At 76.9% G+C, this 21,109-nt stretch carries 3 protein-coding genes; all 3 read left to right on the top strand.

Features of this window, described 5'->3' with window-relative positions; genetic code table 11:
* Positions 1 to 18 precede the first annotated feature (18 nt).
* On the top strand, positions 19 to 20,139 hold the full coding sequence (locus tag ACFV6D_RS22345) for a non-ribosomal peptide synthase/polyketide synthase (protein ID WP_380560910.1): 20,121 nt from the start codon (positions 19 to 21) through the stop codon (positions 20,137 to 20,139).
* 92 nt (positions 20,140 to 20,231) lie between these two features.
* The gene (locus tag ACFV6D_RS22340; protein ID WP_063350451.1) at positions 20,232 to 20,435 is read left to right on the top strand and encodes an MbtH family NRPS accessory protein; all 204 of its coding nucleotides are present in this window, start codon (positions 20,232 to 20,234) and stop codon (positions 20,433 to 20,435) included.
* 45 nt (positions 20,436 to 20,480) lie between these two features.
* Positions 20,481 to 20,993: a GNAT family N-acetyltransferase gene (locus tag ACFV6D_RS22335; protein WP_380560909.1), complete on the top strand. Its 513-nt coding sequence runs from the start codon at positions 20,481 to 20,483 to the stop codon at positions 20,991 to 20,993.
* Positions 20,994 to 21,109: the final 116 nt, after the last annotated feature.

The following is a 21,109-nucleotide window of genomic DNA, read 5'->3' as shown; positions in this document are numbered from 1 at the left end:
GGTGAGGATCCGACGACCATGACGCCTTCGAAGCGAGACCGCGCCGAGGCCCTGCCCGCCGACCTGCGCGAAGCGCTGCGCCTGCGGCTGGCCGGGCGCTCCGGCGGCGCCCGGGCCGCCGCCGACCGGTCCATCCCGCACGCCGACCGCAGCCGACCGCTGCCGCCCTCCTTCGTCCAGCAGCGCCTGTGGTTCCTGGACCGGCTGCGCCCCGGCGACCCCCGCTACAACAGCGCGGTCGCCGTACGGTTCACCGGCCCGCTGGACCGCGCGGCGCTCGCCGGGGCGCTGGCCGCCGTCGTGGCCCGCCACGAGGGGCTGCGGACCACCTTCGACGAGGCCGACGGCCGCCCGGTGCAGACCGTGCGGCCGGCCGGTCCGGTGCCGCTGCCCGTCCGGGAGCCGGCCGACGGGGAGAGCCTCGACGCGATCCTGCTCCAGGAGTACTCCCGCCCCTTCGACCTCCGGCAGGGTCCGCTGCTGCGCGCCCTGTTGGTGCCCGAGTCGGACCGCTCGCACGTCCTGCAGGTGACGGCGCACCACATCGTCACCGACGGCTGGTCGATGGGCGTCGTCCTGGACGAACTGTGCACCGGCTACGAGGCCCTGGCCCGCGGCGCCGCCCCGGACCTGCCCCCGGTGGCCGTCCAGTACCCGGACTTCGCGGTGTGGCAGCGCGAGCAGCTCTCCGGGGCCCGGCTGGAGGGCCAACTGGCCCACTGGAAGGCGAAGCTGGCGGGCGCGGTGCCGCCGGAGCTGCCGCTGGACCACCCGCGGCGCGGCGAGGAGGCCGGCCCCGGCGCCGTCCACGCCTTCACCGTCCCCGCGCTGCTCACCGCCCGGCTGCGCGAGCTCGCGGCCGAGCGGCACGGCACCCTGCACACCGCCCTGGTCGCCGCCACCCAGGCGCTGCTGGCCCGTTGGTCCGGCCAGCAGGACGTCACCGTCGGCTCCCTGACGCCCGGGCGCTCCCGCACCGAGCTGGAACGGGCCGTCGGCTGCTTCGTCAACACCGTCGTCCTGCGCACCCGGGTGGAGCCCGCCGGGTCCTTCCGCGACCTGCTCGCGGCCGCCACCGAGACCGGCAACGACGCGCTCGCGCACGGCGACACGCCCTTCGAACGGCTCGTCGAGGCGGTCGGCGCGCCCCGCCAGGCGGGCCGCAACCCGCTGTTCGACGTGCTGGTCCTGCTGCACCCCGCGCCGCCCGAGGCCACCACCCCGCACGGGCCGGCAGCCGCCCCGGTCGCCGTGCCCCGGCAGGCCGCCACCTTCGACCTCAGCGTCGAGTTCGTCCCGGACGGCGAGGCGCTCACCGGCCTGCTGGAGTACCGCGCCGACCTCTTCGACGCGCCCACCGCCCGCCGGATGGCCGACCAGCTCCTGCTGCTGCTGGCCGGCGCCGCCGCCGAACCCGACCGCCCGCTCGGCACCCTGCCGCTGCTCTCGCCCCGGGAGACCCGGCAGGTCACCCGGGACTGGAACGCCACCGCGCTGCCCGTCGAGGACACCGGCTACCCCGAGCTGTTCGAGCGCAGGGCCGCCCTGACCCCGCACGCCCCGGCCCTGGTCGCCGGAGCCGAACGGCTCGACTACGCGACGCTCAACACCCGCGCCAACCGGCTCGCCCACCAGCTCATCGCCCGCGGCGCCGGCCCCGAACGGCTGGTCGCGCTGCGGCTGCCGCGCACCGCCGACATGATCGTGGCGATCCTCGCCGTCTGGAAGGCCGGCGCCGGCTACCTGCCCCTGGACCCGGCCCTGCCGGCCGAGCGCCTGCGCCACCTGCTCGACGACGCCCGCCCCGCCCTCGTCCTGGACGAGCAGGCGCTCCGGGAGCTGCCCGACACCGGCCCGGACACCGACCCCGGCGACGCCGACCGGACCGCCCCGCTGGACCCCGCCAACACCGCGTACGTGCTCTACACCTCCGGCTCCACCGGCCGCCCCAAGGGCGTCGCCGTCCCGCACCGCGCGGTGGTGAACCTGCTCGCCGCCCACCGGGCGGGCTTCGTCGCCGACGCGGGCGGCGGGCCGCTGCGCGTGGCGCTGACCGCCTCGTTCTCCTTCGACACCTCCCTGGAGGGCGTGCTGCTGATGGCCGACGGCCACCCGCTGCACCTGGTCGACGAGACGACCCGGATGGACCCGGCCGCCCTGGTCGAGTACGTCGTGCGCCACCGCGTCGACTTCCTCGACCTGACGCCCTCCTACCTGCGCCAACTGCTGCCCGCCGGGCTGCTCGACGACCCGCGCCACCGCCCCCGGGTGCTGATGCTCGGCGGCGAGGCCGTCGGGCCCCGGCTCTGGCGCGAACTCGCCGGGCACCCGGACGTCGCCGCCTACAACTACTACGGCCCCACCGAGTGCACCGTCGACGCGCTCGCCTGCCGCATCGCGGGCGGTGACCGGCCCCTGGTGGGCCGCCCGCTGCCCAACCTGCGCGCCTACGTCCTCGACGACCGGCTCCAGCCGGTGCCGCCCGGGGTGAGCGGCGAACTCCACCTCGCCGGCGAGCAGGTCGCCCGCGGCTACGCCGGCCGCCCGGGGCTGACCGCCGCCCGCTTCACCGCCGACCCGTACGGGCCGCCCGGCGCCCGGATGTACCGCACCGGCGACCTGGCCCGCTGGACGGCCGACGGAAGCCTGGAGTACCTCGGGCGCGCCGACGACCAGGTCAAGGTGCGCGGCCACCGGATCGAACCCGGCGAGATCGAGGCGGCGCTGCTCGACCTGCCGCAGGTCGCCGCGGCGGCGGTCGCCGCCGTGCCCGACGCGCGCGGCCACACCCGGCTCGCGGCCTACCTGGTCTTCGCCGACGGCGCGGCCCGCCCGTCCGCCGACCTGCGCGCCGCCCTGCGGCGGGTGCTGCCGGACCACCTGGTGCCGTCCTCGTTCACCGCGCTCGACACCCTGCCGCTCACCACCAGCGGGAAGCTGGACCGCCGCGCACTGCCCGCCCCCGACCCCGAAGGCGAAGGGCGGGAAGGGGAGTTCGTCGCCCCGCGCACCCCCGAGGAGGAGACCCTCGCCGGGATTTGGGCCGAGGTGCTGGGCGTGGCGCGGGTCGGCGTCACCGACAACTTCTTCGAGCTCGGCGGCGACTCGATCCTGAGCATCCAGGCCGTCTCCCGGGCCCGCGCCGCCGGCCTGCGGATCGGCTCCCAGGACGTCTTCCGCCACCAGACCGTCGCCGACCTGGTCGCCGCCGCCCGCCCGGCCGCCGCGGCCGTCACCCGGCCGCGCCGCGCGGACGGACCGGCCCCGCTCACCCCGGTCCAGGAGTGGTTCTTCGCCGCCCACGGCCCGCTGCGCCACTTCACCATGTCGATGCTGCTCGACCTGCCGCGCGACCTCGACGAGCCGGCCCTGGACCAGGCGCTGCGGGCCGTCCTGGCGGCCCACCCGGCGCTGCGCACCCGCTTCACCCGCGCCGGGGGCACCTGGCGCCAGGAGCCGGTCGCGGACCCGGGCACCGGGCTGCTGACCAGACTCGACCCGCCCGCCCCGGGCGCCGGCACTGGCTCTGAAGCCGCCCGGGGCGAGGCCGCCGACGCCGCCCGCGCCGCCCTGGACCCGGCCACCGGCACCCTGCTGCGCGCCGTCCTGTTCCGGGCCTGCGGCGACGCCCGGCCCCAACTCGTCCTGACCGCCCACCACCTGGCCGTCGACGGCGTCTCCTGGCGGGTGCTGCTCGCCGACCTGGAACAGGCCTACCGGCAGGCGGCGGCCGGGGACGCCCCGCAACTGGAGCCCGAGCCCACCCCGTTCACCGACTGGGCCCACCACCTCGCCGAACTGGTCCGGGCCGGAGGCCTCGACGACGACCTGCCCTACTGGATCGCCGAGACCAGGGCCCCGGCCGCCCCGCTGCCCGTCGACCACCCCGGCACCCCCACGGCCGGCTCCGTGCGCACCCTGCGCACCCGGCTCGACCGCGCCACCACCGAGGCCCTGCTGCGCAGCGTCCCCGAGGCCTACCGGACCCAGGTCAACGACGTGCTGCTCAGCGCGCTGGGCCGGGCCCTCGCCGACTGGACGGGCACCGAGCGGGTGACCATCGCCCTGGAGGGCCACGGCCGCGAGGAGCTCGTCGACGGCGTCGACCTCTCCCGGACCGTCGGCTGGTTCACCACCCAGTACCCCGTCACCCTCGCCCCGGCCGGCCCGGCCGGCGCCCCGGACTGGGCCGCCACCCTCAAGCAGGTCAAGGAGCGGCTGCGCGCCGTACCCCGCCGGGGCCTGAGCTACGAGGCCCTGGCCCGGCTCGGCCCGCCCGCCGCGGGCGCCCTGAAGGGCCGTCCGCTGCCGCAGGTCTGCTTCACCTACCACGGCCAGTGGACCGCCCCCGGGACCGGCGACTTCGCGCCCGCCGGCCAGGCGCCGGGCCGGGAGCTCGCCGCCGACGAGCCCCTGGACCACCTGCTCGACGTCTCCGCCGTCGTCGCCGACGGCGAGCTGGAGCTCACCTGGCACTACAGCGACCAGGCGCACGAGACGGCCACCGTCCGCGCACTGGCGCAGGCCACGGCCTCGGCGCTGACCGGCATCGTCGAGCACTGCGCCCGCCCCGACGCCGGCGGCCGCACCCCCTCCGACTACCCACTGGCCGGACTGGACCAGGCCGGGGTGGACCGGATCGCCGGCGCCGGGCGGGACGTCGAGGACCTGCTGCCGCTCACCCCGCTCCAGGAGGGCATGCTCTTCCACCGCCTGGTCGGCGGCCCCGACGACGTCTACGTGGACCAGGCCGGCCTGCTGCTGGAGGGCGTGGGCGACCCGCACGCCTTCGCCCTGGCCTGGCAGCGGGTCGCCGACCGCACGCCCGCGCTGCGCACCTCGGTGGTGTGGGAGGGCGTCCCCGCCCCCCTCCAGGTCGTGCGCCGCGGCGTCCGGCTGCCGGTGACCCACCTGGACCTGCGGGCGGTCGACCCGGGCGGGCGCGCCGACCGGCTGGCCCGGCTGCGCGCGGACGACCTCGCCCACGGGCTGGACCTCGCCACGGCGCCGCTCACCCGGCTCACCCTGGTCCGGCTGCCCGAGGCCCGCCTGCACCTGCTGTGGACCTCCCACCACCTGATCCTGGACGGCTGGAGCCTGGCCCAGGTGCTCACCGACGTGTTCGAGGAGTACGCGGCCCTCACCACCGGGGGCGTGCCGACACCGGCGGTGCGCCGGCCCTTCGCCGACTACGTGCACTGGCTGGCCGGTCAGGACACCGCGGCCGCCCGCGCGCACTGGCGGGGCGTCCTGGACGGCTTCGCCACCGCCACCCCGCTGCCCGCCGACCGCGCCCGGCGCGAGGCCCACCGGGCCCGTTCGGCGCTCGCGCACACCGCAGGCCTGTCGCCGGAGGCCTCCGAGCGGCTGGCCCGCACCGCCCGGCGGGCCGGGCTCACTCTCGGCACCGTGGTGCAGGGCGCCTGGGCCCTGCTGCTGTCCCGCTACAGCGGCGAGCCGGACGTGCTGTTCGGGACGACCGTCTCCGGGCGCCCCGACGAACTGCCCGGCGTCGAGTCGATGATCGGCATGTTCATCAACACCCTGCCCACCAGGGTCCTGGTCGACGGCGGCCGCACCGCCGCCGACTGGCTGCGCGAACTCCAGGAGTCCCAGGCCGAGGCCCGGCGCCACGCCGCCGTGTCCCTCGCCGAACTCACCGCCTTCAGTGGCGTGCCGTCCGGCGGCACGCTGTTCGACAGCATCGTCGCCTTCGAGAACTACCCCTTCGACGACGCCCGTACGGCCGGCAGCGGAGTGCGCCTGGTGGAGGTCACCTCCCGGGACGCCACCAACTACCCGCTCGTCCTGCGCGCCTACCAGGGCGGGCACTTCGGCTTCGACCTCGCCTACGACCCGGAGCTGTTCGACGCCGCGACGGTCCGCACCCTCGCCGACCGGCTCTGCCTGCTGCTCACCGAACTGGCAGCCGGACTGGACCGGCCGCTGCGCGCCCTGGAGTGGACGACCGCGCAGGAGCGGCGGCAACTGACCGACTGGGACGGCACCGCGCACGGCCGCCCCGACCGGACCCTGGTCGACCTCTTCGAGGCGCAGGCCGCCCGCACCCCGCACGCCGAGGCCGTCACCTGCGGCGACGAGCACCTCGACTACGCCGCCCTGGACGCGCGGGCCGGCCGGCTCGCCCACCGGCTGGCCGGACTCGGCGCCGGGCCCGAGCGGTTCGTGGCCCTCGCGCTGCCCCGCACGGCCGACCTGGTCGTGGCCGTCCTCGCCGTCCTCAAGACGGGCGCGGCCTACCTGCCGCTCGACCCGGGCCTGCCGGCCGAGCGCCGAGCCCAATTGCTGGGCGACGCCGCCCCGGTGGCCCTGGTGACCCACGGACCCGGCGGGCCGCCCGAGAGCTTCGAGCACGGGGTGCCCGTCCTCTCCCTCGCCGACCCGCAACTGCGCGCCGACCTGGCCCGGGGCCCGGCCGCCCCGCTCGCCGCCCGGCACCGCCCGCTGCCCGACAGCCCCGCCTACGCCATCTTCACCTCCGGCTCCACCGGCCGCCCCAAGGGCGTCGTGGTGCCGCACGCCAACGTGGTGCGGCTGTTCGAGCAGACCGAGGACGTGTTCGGCTTCGGCGCCGAGGACGTCTGGACGCTGTTCCACTCCTACACCTTCGACTTCTCGGTCTGGGAGCTGTGGGGCCCGCTGCTGTACGGCGGCCGGCTCGTCGTCGTGCCCGAGGACACCGCCCGCTCCCCGGAGGACTTCCTGCGGCTGCTCGTGGACGAAGGCGTCACCGTCCTCAACCAGACCCCGTCCGCCTTCCACCCGCTGGCCCGCGCCGACGCCGAACACCCCGAGCTCTCCCGCCGGCTGGCGCTGCGCACGGTGGTCTTCGGCGGCGAGGCCCTGGACGCCGGCCGCCTCGCCGACTGGTACGACCGCCACCCGCAGGACGCGCCGCGCCTGGTGAACATGTACGGCATCACCGAGACGACCGTGCACGTCACCCACGCCCCGCTGGAGCGCGCGACCGCCGCCGCCGGCGGCCCCGCACCGATCGGCACCGGCCTCCCGGACCTGCGGCTGTACGTCCTCGACGCCGACCTGGCCCCGGTGCCCCCGGGCGCCGTGGGCGAGCTGTACGTGGCCGGGGAGGGCCTGGCCCGCGGCTACCTCAACCGGCCCGGCCTGACCGCCACCCGCTTCCTCGCCGACCCCTTCGGCGCCCCGGGCACCCGGATGTACCGCACCGGCGACCGGGCCGGCCGACAGGCCGACGGCACCCTGCGCTACCTGGGCCGCGCCGACCAGCAGGTCAAGATCCGCGGCTACCGGATCGAACCCGGCGAGATCGAGGCCGCCCTCCAGACCCACCCGGGCGTGGGCGCCGCCACCGTGGGCGTGTACCAGGACGCCTCCGGCACCCGCCGGCTGGTCGCCCACGTCGTCGCCGGTCCGGGCGCGGCCCACCCCCCGGCCGCCGCCGACCTGCGCGCCCACCTCGAACGGCTGCTGCCCGCCTACCTGGTGCCCGCCGCGTACGTCCCGCTGGCGGCCCTGCCGCTCACCCCCAACGGCAAGCTCGACCGGCGCGCGCTGCCCGCGCCCGGCCCGGCGGGCTTCGCCGCCGGCCGGCAGCGCACCGCGCCCCGCACCCGTGCCGAGCGGCTGGTCGCCGCGGCCTGGACGGAGGTCCTGGACACCGGGGAGATCGGCGCCGAGGACGACTTCTTCGCCCTGGGCGGCGACTCCATCCTCGCCGTCCGGGTCACCGCCCGGCTGCGCGCGGCCTTCGGGTCGGCGGAGCTCTCGCCCCGGCTGCTGTTCACCCACCCGGTGCTGGCGGACCTGGCCGAGGCCCTCGGCTCGCCCGGCTCCCTCGGCTCGCTCGGCTCGCTCGGCGAGCCGGGCGGGGCGTCCCCTGGACGAACCGTCATCCCGGCCGCGGACCCGGCGGCCGAGCCGCCGCTGTCGTACGCCCAGCAGCGGCTCTGGTTCCTCGACCGGTTCGAGCCGGGCAGCACCGAGTACACCTCGCTCTCCGTGCTGCGCCTGCGCGGAGCGCTCGACCGGGCCGCGCTGGGCACCGCCCTGGACGCCCTGGTCGCCCGGCACGAGGCGCTGCGGACCACCTTCGCCGAGCGGGACGGCCGCGCCCGGCAGGTGGTGCGCCCGCCGCAGCCGGTCGAGCTGCCGTGCGAGGACCTCGCCGGGGCGCCCCCGGCGGCCCTGGACGCGCTGCTGGAGCGGATCGCCGCCACCCCGTTCGACCTGGCCACCGGGCCCCTGCTGCGGGCCCGGCTGGTCCGGACGGCCGCGGACGAGCACGTGCTCGCGCTGGCCGTGCACCACATCGCCACCGACGGCTGGTCGATGGGCGTCCTGGGCCGTGACCTGGGCGAGCTGTACGCGGCGGCCCGCGAGGGGCGCCCGCCACGGCTGCCCGTGCTGCCCGTGCGCTACACCGACTACGCGTCCTGGCAGCGCGCGCGCACCGACCTCGCCGAGGCGGACCTCGCCCACTGGCGCCGGGCCCTGGACGGCCTGACCCCGCTGGAGCTGCCCACCGACCGGCCGCGCCCGGCCGTGCGCACCCGGGACGGCGCGCTGGTCGCCTTCACCCTGCCCGCCGGGCTGACCGCGCGGCTGCGCGAACGGGGCCGAGAGGTCGACGGCACCCTCTACACCACGCTCCTGGCGGCCTGCCAGGTCCTGCTCGCCCGCTGGTCCGGGCAGCAGGACATCGCGGTCGGCACCGTCACCTCGGGCCGCGAGCAGGGCGAACTCCACGATGTGGTCGGCATGTTCGTCAACACCCTGGTGCTGCGCGGCGCCGTCCGGCCGGAGCTGTCGTTCCGCGAACTGCTGGCCGCCGCCCACGGCACCGTCCTGGAGGCGCTCGCCCACCAGGAGGTGCCCTTCGAACGGCTGGTGGACGCCCTCCAGCCGGAGCGCGACACCAGCCGCACGCCGCTCTTCCAGGTCATGGTGGCCCTGCACAACCTCGGCGCCGAGGTGCCGAACCTGCCGGGCCTGGCGGTGGAGCCGGTCACCCCGCCCGTCCACGGCGCCACCTTCGACCTCTCCTTCGACTTCGTCGAGCGCGACGGCGGCCTGACCGGCTACCTGGAGTACAACACCGGGCTGTTCGACGCGCGGACGGCCGAGCAGCTGGCCGGCCGGCTGGGCACCCTGCTGGAGGCCGTGGCCGAGGCGCCGGAGACGGCCGTCGGGGCGCTGCCGCTGATGACGGCCGACGAACGCCGCCGGGTGCTGCGGCAGGGGCGGGGCGCGCCGCTGCCCGCGCCGGACACCACCTTCCCCGCCCTGTTCGAGGCGCAGGCCGCCCGCACCCCGGACGCCACCGCCCTGGTCGCCCGGGACGCCACGCTCGACTTCGCCGCCCTCAACGCGCGGGCCAACCGGCTCGCCCGCCACCTCGCCACCCTCGGCGCCGGCCCGGAACAGGTGGTCGCGGTCCGGCTGCCGCGCACCTCGGACCTGTTGGTCGCGCTGTTCGCGGTGCTCAAGGCGGGCGCCGCCCTGCTCTTCGTCGACCCTGACCTGCCCGAGGAGCGGGCCGCCCTCCTCCTCGACGACACCCGGCCCCGGGTGGTGCTGACCGGGCAGACCCTGCGCGAGGTGCCGTGGGCGGCGCTGCCCGCCCACGACCTGACCGACGCCGAGCGGACCGCCCCCCTGCTGCCGCAGCACACCGCCTACCTCGTCCACACCTCCGGCTCGACCGGCCGCCCCAAGGGCGTCGTCGTCGAACACCGCCAGCTGGTCAACCTCTGCCGGGACCACCAGGAAGGCCTGGTCGCGCCGCACACCGCCGACGGGACGCGGCTGCGGGCCGCGCTCAGCGCCTCCTTCTCCTTCGACACCAGCTGGGAGGGCCCGCTGCTGCTCGCACTGGGCCAGGAGCTCCACCTGATCGACGAGGACGTCCGGCTGGACCCGCAGGCGTTCTGCGCCCAGGTCGTCGACCGCCGCCTGGACCTGGTCAACGTCACCCCCTCCTTCCTGCGCGAACTCACCGCCGCCGGACTGCTCGCCCCCGGCCCGCACCACCCGCGCCTGCTGCTGGTCGGCGGCGAGGCCGTCCCCGCCGCCACCTGGCGGGAGCTGTGCGCGGCGCACGCGGACCTCGGCGTCACCGCCTACAACATGTACGGGCCCACCGAGTGCACCGTCGACGCCGCCTACGCCCGCTGCGCGGACCACCCCGAGCGCCCCGTCATCGGCCGCCCCGGCCGCAACCTGGGCGCCTACCTGCTCGACGGCGCCCTGCGGCCGGTGCCGCCCGGCATGCCGGGGGAGCTGTACCTGGCGGGGGACCAGGTCGCCCGCGGCTACCTGAACCGGCCCGGACTGACGGCCGCCCGCTTCCTCGCCGACCCCTACGGCCCGCCCGGGGCCCGGATGTACCGCACCGGCGACCTGGCCCGCTGGGACGCGAACGGGCAACTGGAGTTCCGGGGCCGCGCCGACGAACAGGTCAAGGTCCGCGGGTTCCGGATCGAGCCCGGGGAGGTGGAGGCCGCCCTGCTCGCCCACCCGGACGTCGCCGACTGCGCGGTCGCCGCGCGCGAGCACGCCGGCCGTACGGTGCTCGTCGGCTACCCGGTGCCCGCCGGCCGCCGCGTGCCGACCGCCGAGGAACTGCGGACCTGGCTGCGGCGGACGCTGCCCGACCACCTGGTGCCCGCCGCGTTCGTCCCGCTGGCCCGAATACCGCGGACCACCGGCGGCAAGACCGACCGGCGCGCGCTGCCCGCGCCGCCCGCCCAGCCCGACCGCACCACCCCGTACGTCGCGCCGCGGCCCGGTGCCGAGGAACGGCTCGCCGCGATCTGGGCCGAGGTGCTGGGCGTGGAGCGCGTCGGCACCCGGGACAACTTCTTCGCGCTCGGCGGCGACTCCATCCTCAGCATCCAGATCGTCTCCCGCGCCCGCGCCGCCGGGCTCGCCCTCACCACCAAGGACGTCTTCCGCCACCAGAACATCGCCGAACTCGCGCTGTGCGCAGGAGATCCGGCAGAGCATCAGATAGTCGGCGAAGCCGAGCCCGGCGAGGCGCCGCTCACCCCGATCCAGCACTGGTACCTCGACGGCCGCCGCCCCGGCGACGCCCTGCGCTTCACCATGACCCAGCGCCTGGAACTGGCCCCCGGCACCGATCCGGCGGCCCTGCGCCGGGCGGTGCTGGCCCTGGTGGAGCACCACGCGGCCCTGCGCACCCGCTTCCACCGCACCGAGGCCGGCTGGCGCCAGGAGGTGCTTCCCCAGGGGGCGGACGGCGTCTTCACCCGGCACGACGTCAGCCACCCGGACCTCACCGGCCATGACGTGGAGGCGCAGGTCCAGCGCGCCACCGACGAGGCCCAGCGCTCCCTCGACCCCGTCGAGGGCCGGGTGCTGCGCGCGCTGTTCTTCGACCCCGGCCCCCGGCAGCCGGGCCAACTCGTCCTCACCGTCCACCACCTGGCCGTGGACGGCGTCTCCTGGCGCATCCTGCTGGCCGACCTCGAAGCGGCGTACCGCACGGCCCGCGCCGGAGCCCCCGTCGCCCTGCCGCCGACCGGCACGTCCTACGGCCGCTGGGCCACCCGGCTGGAGCGGCACACCCGCGCCGGCGCCCTGGACGGCGACCTCGGCCACTGGACGCGCACCGGCGCGGCCCCGGCCGACCTGCCCGCCGGCCGCCCCGCCCCTGACACCGACGCCCCCAACGCCCCCGCCCCCAACACCCACGCCACCGCCGCCACCGTCCAGGTGACGCTGGACGAGCGGACCACCGAGGCGCTGCTGCGCCGTGTCCCCGAGGTCTACCGCACCCAGGTCAACGACGTCCTGCTCAGCGCCCTGGGCCGCACCCTGGCCCGCTGGTGCGGCCGGGACACCGTGCTGGTCGGAGTGGAGGGGCACGGCCGCGAGGACCTCTTCGAGGACCTGGACCTCTCCCGGACGGTGGGCTGGTTCACCGCCGAGTTCCCGCTCGCCCTGCGCGTCGACCCCGACGCCGGGTGGCACGACACCCTGCGCTCGGTCAAGGAGCAGCTGCGCGCCGTCCCGCTGCGCGGACTCAGCCACGGCGCGCTGCGCCACCTGCGGCCGGACGGCCCGCTGACCGGCGCGGCGGCGCCGCAGATCGGCTTCAACTACCACGGCCAGTGGGACACCCGCGGCGGCGCCGACGGCCTGGTCCGCGGCGCGCTGCCCCCGGCCGGTCGCGACACCGACCCCGACGAGCCCCGCCCCTACCTGCTGGACATCATCGGCGCGGTCCAGGACGGCCGCCTCGAACTGGCGTGGACCTACCCCGCCGCCGTCTACGACGAGGCGACCGTCCGCGGGCTCGCCGAGGAGATGGGCGCCGCGCTGCACGAGCTGGCCGCGCACTGCGCCCGCCCGGACGCCGGCGGCCGCACCCCGTCGGACTTCCCGCTCGCCGGCCTCGACCAGGACCGGCTGGACCGGCTCGTCGGCGACGGGCGCGAGACCGACGACGTGCTGCCGCTGACGCCGCTGCAGTCCGGCATGCTCTTCCACGGGCTCGTCGACGCCGACGGCGCCTACGTCGACCGGATCGCGGTGCGCCTGGCCGGCGTCGCCGACCCGCGGGCCTTCGCCGAGGCCTGGCAGCTGGTCGCCGACCGTACCCCGGCACTGCGTTCCAGCGTTCACTGGCGCGGCCTGCCGCACCCCGTCCAGGTGGTCGCCCGGCACGCCGCGCTGCCCGTCCGCCACCTCGACTGGCGCGACCTGGCGCCCGGGCAGCGCGCCGACCGGACGGAGCGGCTGCTCGCCGAGGAGCGCGCCGCCGGGATGGACCTCGCCACCGCGCCGCTCACCCGGCTGACCCTGGCCGCGCTGCCCGGCGACGAGGTCCTGCTGCTGTGGTCCACCCACCACCTGATCCTGGACGGCTGGAGCACCGGGCAGCTGCTCACCGAGGTGTGCGAGGAGTACGCCGCGCTGACCGGCGGCCCGCAGGCGCCCCGGCCGGTCCGACGGCCGTTCGCGGACTTCCTGGGCTGGCTGCACGACCAGGACGAGGAGGCGGCCGAGGCCCACTGGCGCGGCCTGCTGGCCGGATTCACCGGCCGGACCCCGCTGCCGTACGACCGCCCGCCGACCCGGGCCCACCGCGCCCGCTCCAGTGCCGCGGCCCACCGCGAACTGGACGAGCCGCTCTCCCGCCGGCTGCGCGAGAACGCCGCCGCTGCCGGACTGACCGTCAACACCGTGGTGGAGGGCGCCTGGGCGCTGCTGCTGGCCCGCTACAGCGGCGGCGACGACGTGGTCTTCGGCGCCACCGTGTCAGGGCGCCCGGCCGAACTGCCCGGCGTCGAGTCGATGATCGGCCTGTTCATCAACACCGTGCCGACCAGGGTCCCGATCCCCTCGGGCGGTGTGCTGCCCTGGCTGCGGGAGCTCCAGGAACGCCAGAGCGACGGCCGCCGCTTCGACCGCCTGGCCCTGCCGCGCGTCCAGGCCCTGAGCGACCTGCCCGCCGGGGAGCCGCTGTTCGACAGCATGGCGGTCTTCGAGAATTACCCCGTCGACGAGTCGGCCGCCGACCGGACCGGGGTGCGGGTGGTCGAGGTGCGCGCCGACGACGCCACCACCTTCCCCTGGTGCCTGCGCGCCCACCTGGCCGAGCGGCTCGGCTTCGACCTGGCCTACGACCCCGCGCTCTTCGACCACCGGACGGCCCACGGCGCGGCCGACCGCCTGGTCCTGCTGCTCACCGCCCTCGCCGACGGCCTCGACGGCGACCTCGCCGAGCTGGACCAGCTCACCCCCGCCGACCGGGAGCAGCTGGCCTCCTGGCACGGCACCGCCCGCCCGGCGGCGCCGCGCAGCCCGCTCCAGGTCTTCGCCGAGCAGGTCCGGCGCACCCCGGGCGCGCCCGCAGTGCGCGACGGCGACCGCGAACTGACCTACCGCCAGCTCGACGACTGGTCCGACCGCCTGGCGGCCCGGCTGCTGGCCGACGGCCTGGCCCCCGAAGGCCGGGTGGCGCTGCTGATGGACCGCTCCGCCGAACTCGTCGCCGCCCAGCTGGCCGTTCTCAAGGCGGGCGGCGCCTACCTGCCCGTCGACCTCCGGGCCCCCGAGGAACGCCGCCGAGCCCTGCTCGACCAGGTCGGCGCCGCCCTGCGGCTCACCGCCGAGCAGGTAGCCGCCGCGCGCACCGGCGCGGCCGGGCCGGTGGCGGCGGCCCTGCCGCCCGCCGACCCCGACCGGCTGGCGTACGTGATGTTCACCTCGGGCTCCACCGGGGTGCCCAAGGCGGTGGCGGTACGGCACCGCGACGTGGCCTCGCTCGCCACCGACAGCCGCTTCGCCGACGGCCGCTGCGCCCGGGTGCTGCTGCACTCGCCGGTCGCCTTCGACGCCGCCACCTTCGAGGTCTGGGCGCCGCTGCTGGGCGGCGGCTGCGTGCTCGTCGCCCCCGCCGGGCCGGTGGACGCCGCCCTGTTGCGGCGGCTCGCCGGACCGGACGGGCCGACGGCGCTGTGGCTCACCGCCGGGCTCTTCCGGCTGCTCGCCCAGGACGCGCCGGACTGCTTCGCGGGCCTGCGCACGCTGTGGACCGGCGGGGACGTGGTGCCCGCGGCCGCGGTGCGCCGCGTCCTGGCGGCCTGCCCCGGGCTGACCGTGGTGGACGGCTACGGGCCCACCGAGACCACGACCTTCGCCACCGCCCACGCCGTCGCGGAGGCGGCGGCGGTGCCCGACACCCTGCCGATCGGCCACCCCCTGGACGACCGCCGCGTGCACGTCCTCGACCGGCTCCTGCGGCCCGTCCCGCCGGGCTGCGCGGGCGAGCTGTACGTGGCCGGCGAGGGCGTGGCCCGCGGCTACCTGGGCCGGCCCGGCGAGACCGCGGCCCGCTTCCTCGCCGACCCCTCCGGACCGCCCGGCGCCCGGATGTACCGCACCGGCGACCTGGCCAGGCGGCGCCCGGACGGCACCGTCGAGTTCCTGGGCCGCGCGGACGACCAGGTGAAGATCCGCGGCTTCCGGGTCGAACCCGGCGAGGTGGAGGCCGCGCTCGCCCGCCACCCCCAGGTCACCGACGTCGCCGTGGTCACCCGCGAGGACCGGCCCGGCGCCCGGCGCCTGGTGGCCTACCTGGTCGGCCCGGCGGGCGACGAACCCGAGGAACTGCGGGCCTTCGCCGCCCGCGCGCTGCCCGACTACCTCGTCCCCGCCGCCTTCGTCCCGCTCGCCGCCCTCCCGCTGAGCCGCAACGGCAAGGTCGACCGGGCGGCCCTCCCGGCGCCGGACGAGGAGCACGGGAGCGGACGCCGCGCGCGGGTCGAGCCGCGCACCGACGCCGAACGCCGCACCGCCGAGGTCTTCGGCGACGTCCTGGGCATCCGGCCGCCCGGCGTGGAGGACGGCTTCTTCGAACTGGGCGGCGACTCCATCCTCAGCATCCGGCTCGCCGCCCGCCTGGCCGAGGCCTTCGGCGCCGACCTCACCCCCCGCGCCGTCTTCGACCACCCCACCCCGGCCGGCCTGGCCCGCCTGCTCACCGAGGAGCAGGGCCGCCCGGGCGGCCAGGGGCGCCCGCCCGTCCTCCCGGTCGCCCGCGACGGCGCCGCGCCGATGTCGTACGCCCAGCAACGCCTGTGGTTCCTGGAGGAGTTCGCGCCCGGCGGTGCCGAGTACGTCACCGCGCTCGCGCTGCGCCTGCGCGGCGCCCTGGACACCGACGCCCTCGGCGCGGCCCTGCGCGCCCTCGCGGCCCGGCACGAGTCGCTGCGCACCACCTTCGACAGCGTCGACGGCCACGGCGTCCAGCTCGTCCACCCGCCGCAGGACGTGCCGCTGCCGCTGCACGACCTGTCCGGCCTGCCGTCGCAGCCGCGGGCGGAGGCCCTGCGCGGCCTGCTCGCCGCCGAGCGGGCCCGCCCCTTCGACCTGCGCCGCGGACCGCTGCTGCGCACCGCCCTGGTGCGGCTGGCCGACGGCGACCACGTGCTGGCCCTGACCCTGCACCACATCGTCACCGACGGCTGGTCGACCGCCGTCCTGCTCACCGATCTGGCCCACCTCTACCGCGTCGAACTCGGCTCCGGGGAGAGCCGGTTGGCGCCGCTGCCGGTGCAGTATGCCGACTACGCGCACTGGCAGCGCACGGTCGGCGCCGCCGGGTCCGACCAACTCGCCTACTGGAAGGAGCAGTTGGCCGACGTCTCGACGCTGCGCCTGCCCACCGACCGGCCCCGGCCCGCCGTGCGCACCACCAACGGGGCCACCGCCCGCCTGGAGCTGCCCGCCGACACGGCCCGCCGACTGGCCCGGGTCGGCCGGGAGCGTGGCGCCACCCTGTTCACCACCCTGGTCGCCGCCGCGCAGGCCTACCTCGCCCGGCTCGGCGGCGACCAGGACATCGCCGTCGGCACCGTCACCTCCGGCCGCGAGCAGGCGGAGACCCAGCGCCTCGTCGGCTTCTTCGTCAACACCCTGGTGCTGCGCTCGCGGGTGGAACCCGGGCAGCCCTTCGGCGACTTCCTCGGCGAGGTCCGGCAGACCGTCCGGGACGCCTTCGCCCACCAGGACGTGCCGTTCGAGCGCGTGGTCGACGAGGTGCAGCCGGTGCGCGACACCAGCCGCAGCCCGCTCTTCCAGGCCCTGGTCGTCCTCCAGAACACCCCGGCCGCCGACCTCGACCTCCCGGGCCTGCACGTGACCGACGTCGAGACCGACACCACGCAGGCGGCCTTCGACCTCGCGCTGGAGTTCGCGGAGGCCGACTCCGGCGCGCTGCACGGCCTGATCACCTACAACACCGACCTGTTCGACCCGGCCACGGCCGAGCGGATGGCCGGCCAGCTCGCCACCCTGCTGACCGCCGTCGCGCAGGACCCGGATCGCGCCATCGGTGCGCTGCCGCTGGCCGGCGGCGACCAGCTGGCCGCCGAACTCGACCGGGCGCGCGGCACCTTCCGGCCCGTCCCCGAGGCGACCCTGGCCGAACTCTTCGAGCGCCAGGCCGCCCGCAACCCCGACGCGGTGGCGCTGCTCGACGGCGGTCGCGAGCTGAGCTACGCCGAGGTGGAGCGGGCGGCCAACCGGCTGGCCCACCGGCTCATCCGGCGCGGCGTGGGGCCGGAGCGGCTGGTCGCCCTCGCCCTGCCCCGCTCGGCGGCGGCGGTGGTGGCCCAGCTCGCCGTGGCCAAGGCCGGCGGCGCCTTCCTTCCGGTGGACCCGGACTACCCGGCGCCCAGGCGGGAGTTCATGGTGCGCGACGCGGGCGCCCACCTGGTGCTCGACGACCCGGCCGAGGTGTGGTCCGCCGACGGGCCGCAGACCCCGCCCACCGACGCCGACCGCGCCACCGCGCCGACCGATGCCGACCGCGACACCGCCACCGCGCCCACCGATGCCGACCGCGCCACCGCGCTCACCCCCGGACACCCGGCCTACGTCATCTACACCTCCGGATCGACCGGCACGCCCAAGGGCGTCCTGGTGACCCACGCCGGACTCGCCGCCTTCGCGGCGGCCGCCGCCGAGCAGTACACCGCCGGCCCCGGGGCCAGGGTGCTCCAGTTCGCCTCGCCCAGCTTCGACGCCTCCGTCCTGGAACTGTGCGTCTCCCTGCTCAGCGGGGCCACCCTGGTCACGGGGGAGGAGGGGCCGCTCGTCGGCGAGCGGCTGGCCGAGGTCCTGGCCGAACGGCGCATCACCCACGCCCTGATCCCCCCGGCGGCCCTGGCCACCGTGGACCCGGAGACGGCCGCGACCCTGCCCGCCCTGCGCACCCTGGTCGTCGGGGCGGAGGCCTGCCCGGCCGACCTGGTCGACACCTGGGCCCCCGGCCGCCGGATGATCAACGCCTACGGCCCCACCGAGGCCACCGTGGTCGCCACCTGGACGGGCCCGCTGTCGCCCGGCACCGGCGCACCCGCGATCGGCCGCCCCGGCGGCGCCGCCCGCAGCTACGTCCTGGACGCCGCCCTGCGGCCGGTGCCGCCCGGCGTGACCGGAGAGCTCTGGCTGGCCGGCCCCGGCCTCGCCCGCGGCTACCTCGGCCGCCCGGGGCTGACAGCCGGGCGGTTCCTCGCGGACCCCTTCGGCGCGCCGGGCGAGCGGATGTACCGCACCGGCGACCTCGCGCACCGGGACGCCGACGGCGAACTGCGCTTCGCCGGCCGCGTCGACGACCAGGTCAAGCTGCGCGGCTTCCGGATCGAACCGGGCGAGATCGAGAGCGCGCTGCGCCGCAGCCCCCTGGTGCGCGACGCCGTCGTCACCGTGCGCGCCGACGCCCCCGGGAGCGGTACGGGCTCCGGAGCCGGCCGGCTGGTCGCCTACGTCGTCCCGGCGGGCGGGGCCGTACCGGGTGGGGTCGGCGACGGTGAGGCCACTGCGGGCCTGCCCGCCGCCGAACTGCGCGCTCACCTGGCCGGGTTGCTGCCGCCGCACCTCGTCCCGTCGGTGTTCGTCCCGCTGGAACGGCTGCCGCTCACCCCGAACGGCAAGCTCGACCGCCGGGCCCTGCCCGAACCCGGGCCCGCGCAGGCCGCGGCCGGTCCGCGCCGGGAGCCGGGCACCGACACCGAACGCCGGATCGCCCGGATCTGGGCCGACGTCCTGGGCATCGAGGAGGTCGGCGCCGACGACAACTTCTTCCTGCTCGGCGGCGACTCCATCCTCAGCATGCAGGTGGTGTCCAGGCTGCGCCGGGACGGCCTGTACCTCGCCACCCGGGAGCTGTTCACCCACCAGACGGTGGCCGAACTGGCCACCGTGGTGCGCACCGCCCCCGACCGCGAGGACGACGGCCCGGTCACCGGGGACGTGCCGCTCACCCCCATCCAGGAGTGGTTCCTGACCACCCCGCGCGCCGCCCACCACCACTTCAACCAGTCGACCCTGCTCGAACTCGGCGCCGACCCCGATCCGCGGGCATTGCGGGCCGCGCTGGACGCCCTGCTCGAACACCACGACGCCCTGCGCCTGCGCTTCACCCACGACGAGACGGGCTGGCACCAGTTCAACCCGCCGCCCGCCCCCGCCGAGGACGTCCTCGTCCGGTACGACCTGATCGGGCAGAGCGCCGAGGCCGCCGACGCGGCCATGGCCAAGGCGGCCGACGAACTGCACGGCGGCTTCGACCTGGCCCGGGGCCCGCTGCTGCGGGCGGCCCTGTTCACCGGCGCCCCGGACCGCCCGGCGCTCCTGCTGCTGGTCGCCCACCACCTGGTCGTCGACGCCGTCTCCTGGCGCCTGCTGCGCGACGACCTGGAGAGCGCCTACCGCCAGGCCGCCATGGGCACGGCGATCACGCTGGGGGAGCGCGGCACCTCCTACCGGGACTGGGCGCTCCGGCTCGCGGCCCATGTCGCCGACGGCGGCCTGGACCACGAACTGCCCTACTGGGACGAGGCGGTGAGCGCCGCCGAGGCCCTGCCCGGCCGACCCGCCGAGCCCGGTGCCGCCGAGCCCGGTGCCGCCGAGACCGCGACGGTCACCGTCGAACTGGACGAGGAGGACACCGAGGCACTGCTGCGCGCGGCCCCGGCGGCCTACCGCACCCGCGTCAACGACGTGCTGCTGACCGCCCTCGCCCTGGCACTGGCCCGCTGGACCGGCCACGAGCGGATCCGGCTGGACCTGGAGGGGCACGGCCGGGAGGACGTCGTGGAGGGCGTGGACCTGTCCCGCACGGTCGGCTGGTTCACCACCATGCACCCGGTCACCTTCCACGTCCCCGACCCCGAGGACCTCGGCCCGGACCGCGACTGGCGCGCCCTGGTGAAGTCGATCCGCCGCCAGCTGCGCGCCGTGCCGGGCAACGGGCTGGGCTTCGGCGCCCTGCGCACCTTCGGCCCGCCCGAGGTCCGCGAGCGCCTCGCCGCCGGCGCGCACGGCCAGGTGGTCTTCAACTACCTCGGCCAGTGGGACGCGCGGCCCGAGACCGCCGGCGACGGCCTGGTCCGCGCCGAGCACGGCTCCTTCGGGCAGGACCACGACCCCCGCGACGGCGGCTCGCACCCGGTGGAGGTGGTGGGCGCGGCGCAGCACGGGCGCCTCGCCTTCACCTGGCACCACCGCCCCGCCCTCCACGACACGGCGACCGTGCGCCGGGCGGCCGAGGAGTTCGCCGTGGCGCTGCGGCACATCGCCCGGCACGCCCGGGGAGGACGGTGACGGCCGCCCAGCCGCCGCTGAAAAGACCACCGCCGCAAGACCACCGCCGCAAGACCACCGCTGGAAACCCGACAACGACGAAGGAGCACGACATGGACGAGAACACCCGCTACCAGGTGCTGCGCAACGACGAGGAGCAGTACTCCCTCTGGCCGGTCGACCTCGACGTGCCCGCCGGCTGGCAGCCCGTCGGCCAGGAGGGCACCGAGGCGGAGTGCACCGCCTACGTCGACGAGGTGTGGACCGACATGCGGCCGCGGAGCCTGCGCGAACGCATGGAGAACGCCGGATCCTGACCGGCCGCAGTACTTCCGTCCCACGACAACCCCGAGGAGCTGACCGTGACCCCTTCGCTGCGCACCGAACACCTGGAGTTCATCCCCTACCGGGCCGAGGACGAGGACGTCTTCGTCTCCCTCCTCCGCAACGCTGACGTGTGCAGCTGGATGGGCCAGGACCTGGTGCCCGAGCCGCAGATCCGCGCGCTGTTCCGCGCGATCCTGACCGACGTGTACCCGCAGCAGCTCTTCGACGTGTGGGGCCTGTGGCTGGACGGGAGGTACGCGGGCCATGCCGAGGTGAAGAAGACCGGGAACGTCGACGGCCACGAGCTGGTCACCGCCCTCGCCCCGGAGTTCTGGGGCCGGGGCCTGGGCACCGAGGTGGTCCGCGGCCTGATCCGGTACGCCGCCGACGAGTTGGGCCTCAAGGAGGTCTACGGCATGGTGGGCGCGGAGAACGCCCCGAGCCTGGCGATGTCCCGACGGCTGGGCTTCCGGCACCTGCGCGACGTCGTCGGGGACGACGGCTCGGTGACGAAGGTGGTGGCGCTCTCGACGACCGACCAGGCCTGACCGGGCCCGGCCGGGTATGACCGCGGCGCGGGGGGGGGGGGGTGGGGGCGGGGGGGGGGGTGGGGGGGGGGGCGCCCCCGGGGGGGGGGGGGGAGAGTGTGGGGGCCGCCGGCCCA

The sequence above is a fragment of the Kitasatospora sp. NPDC059812 genome, from assembly GCF_042732075.1.
Lineage (GTDB): Bacteria > Actinomycetota > Actinomycetes > Streptomycetales > Streptomycetaceae > Kitasatospora.
This window is presented reverse-complemented; position numbering and strand designations above follow the sequence as displayed.

Coding starts and splice junctions, on each gene's coding strand:
- ACFV6D_RS22345 (WP_380560910.1), top strand. CDS start 19: ATGACGCCTTCGAAGCGAGACCGCGCCGAGGCCCTGCCCGCCGACCTG.
- ACFV6D_RS22340 (WP_063350451.1), top strand. CDS start 20,232: ATGGACGAGAACACCCGCTACCAGGTGCTGCGCAACGACGAGGAGCAG.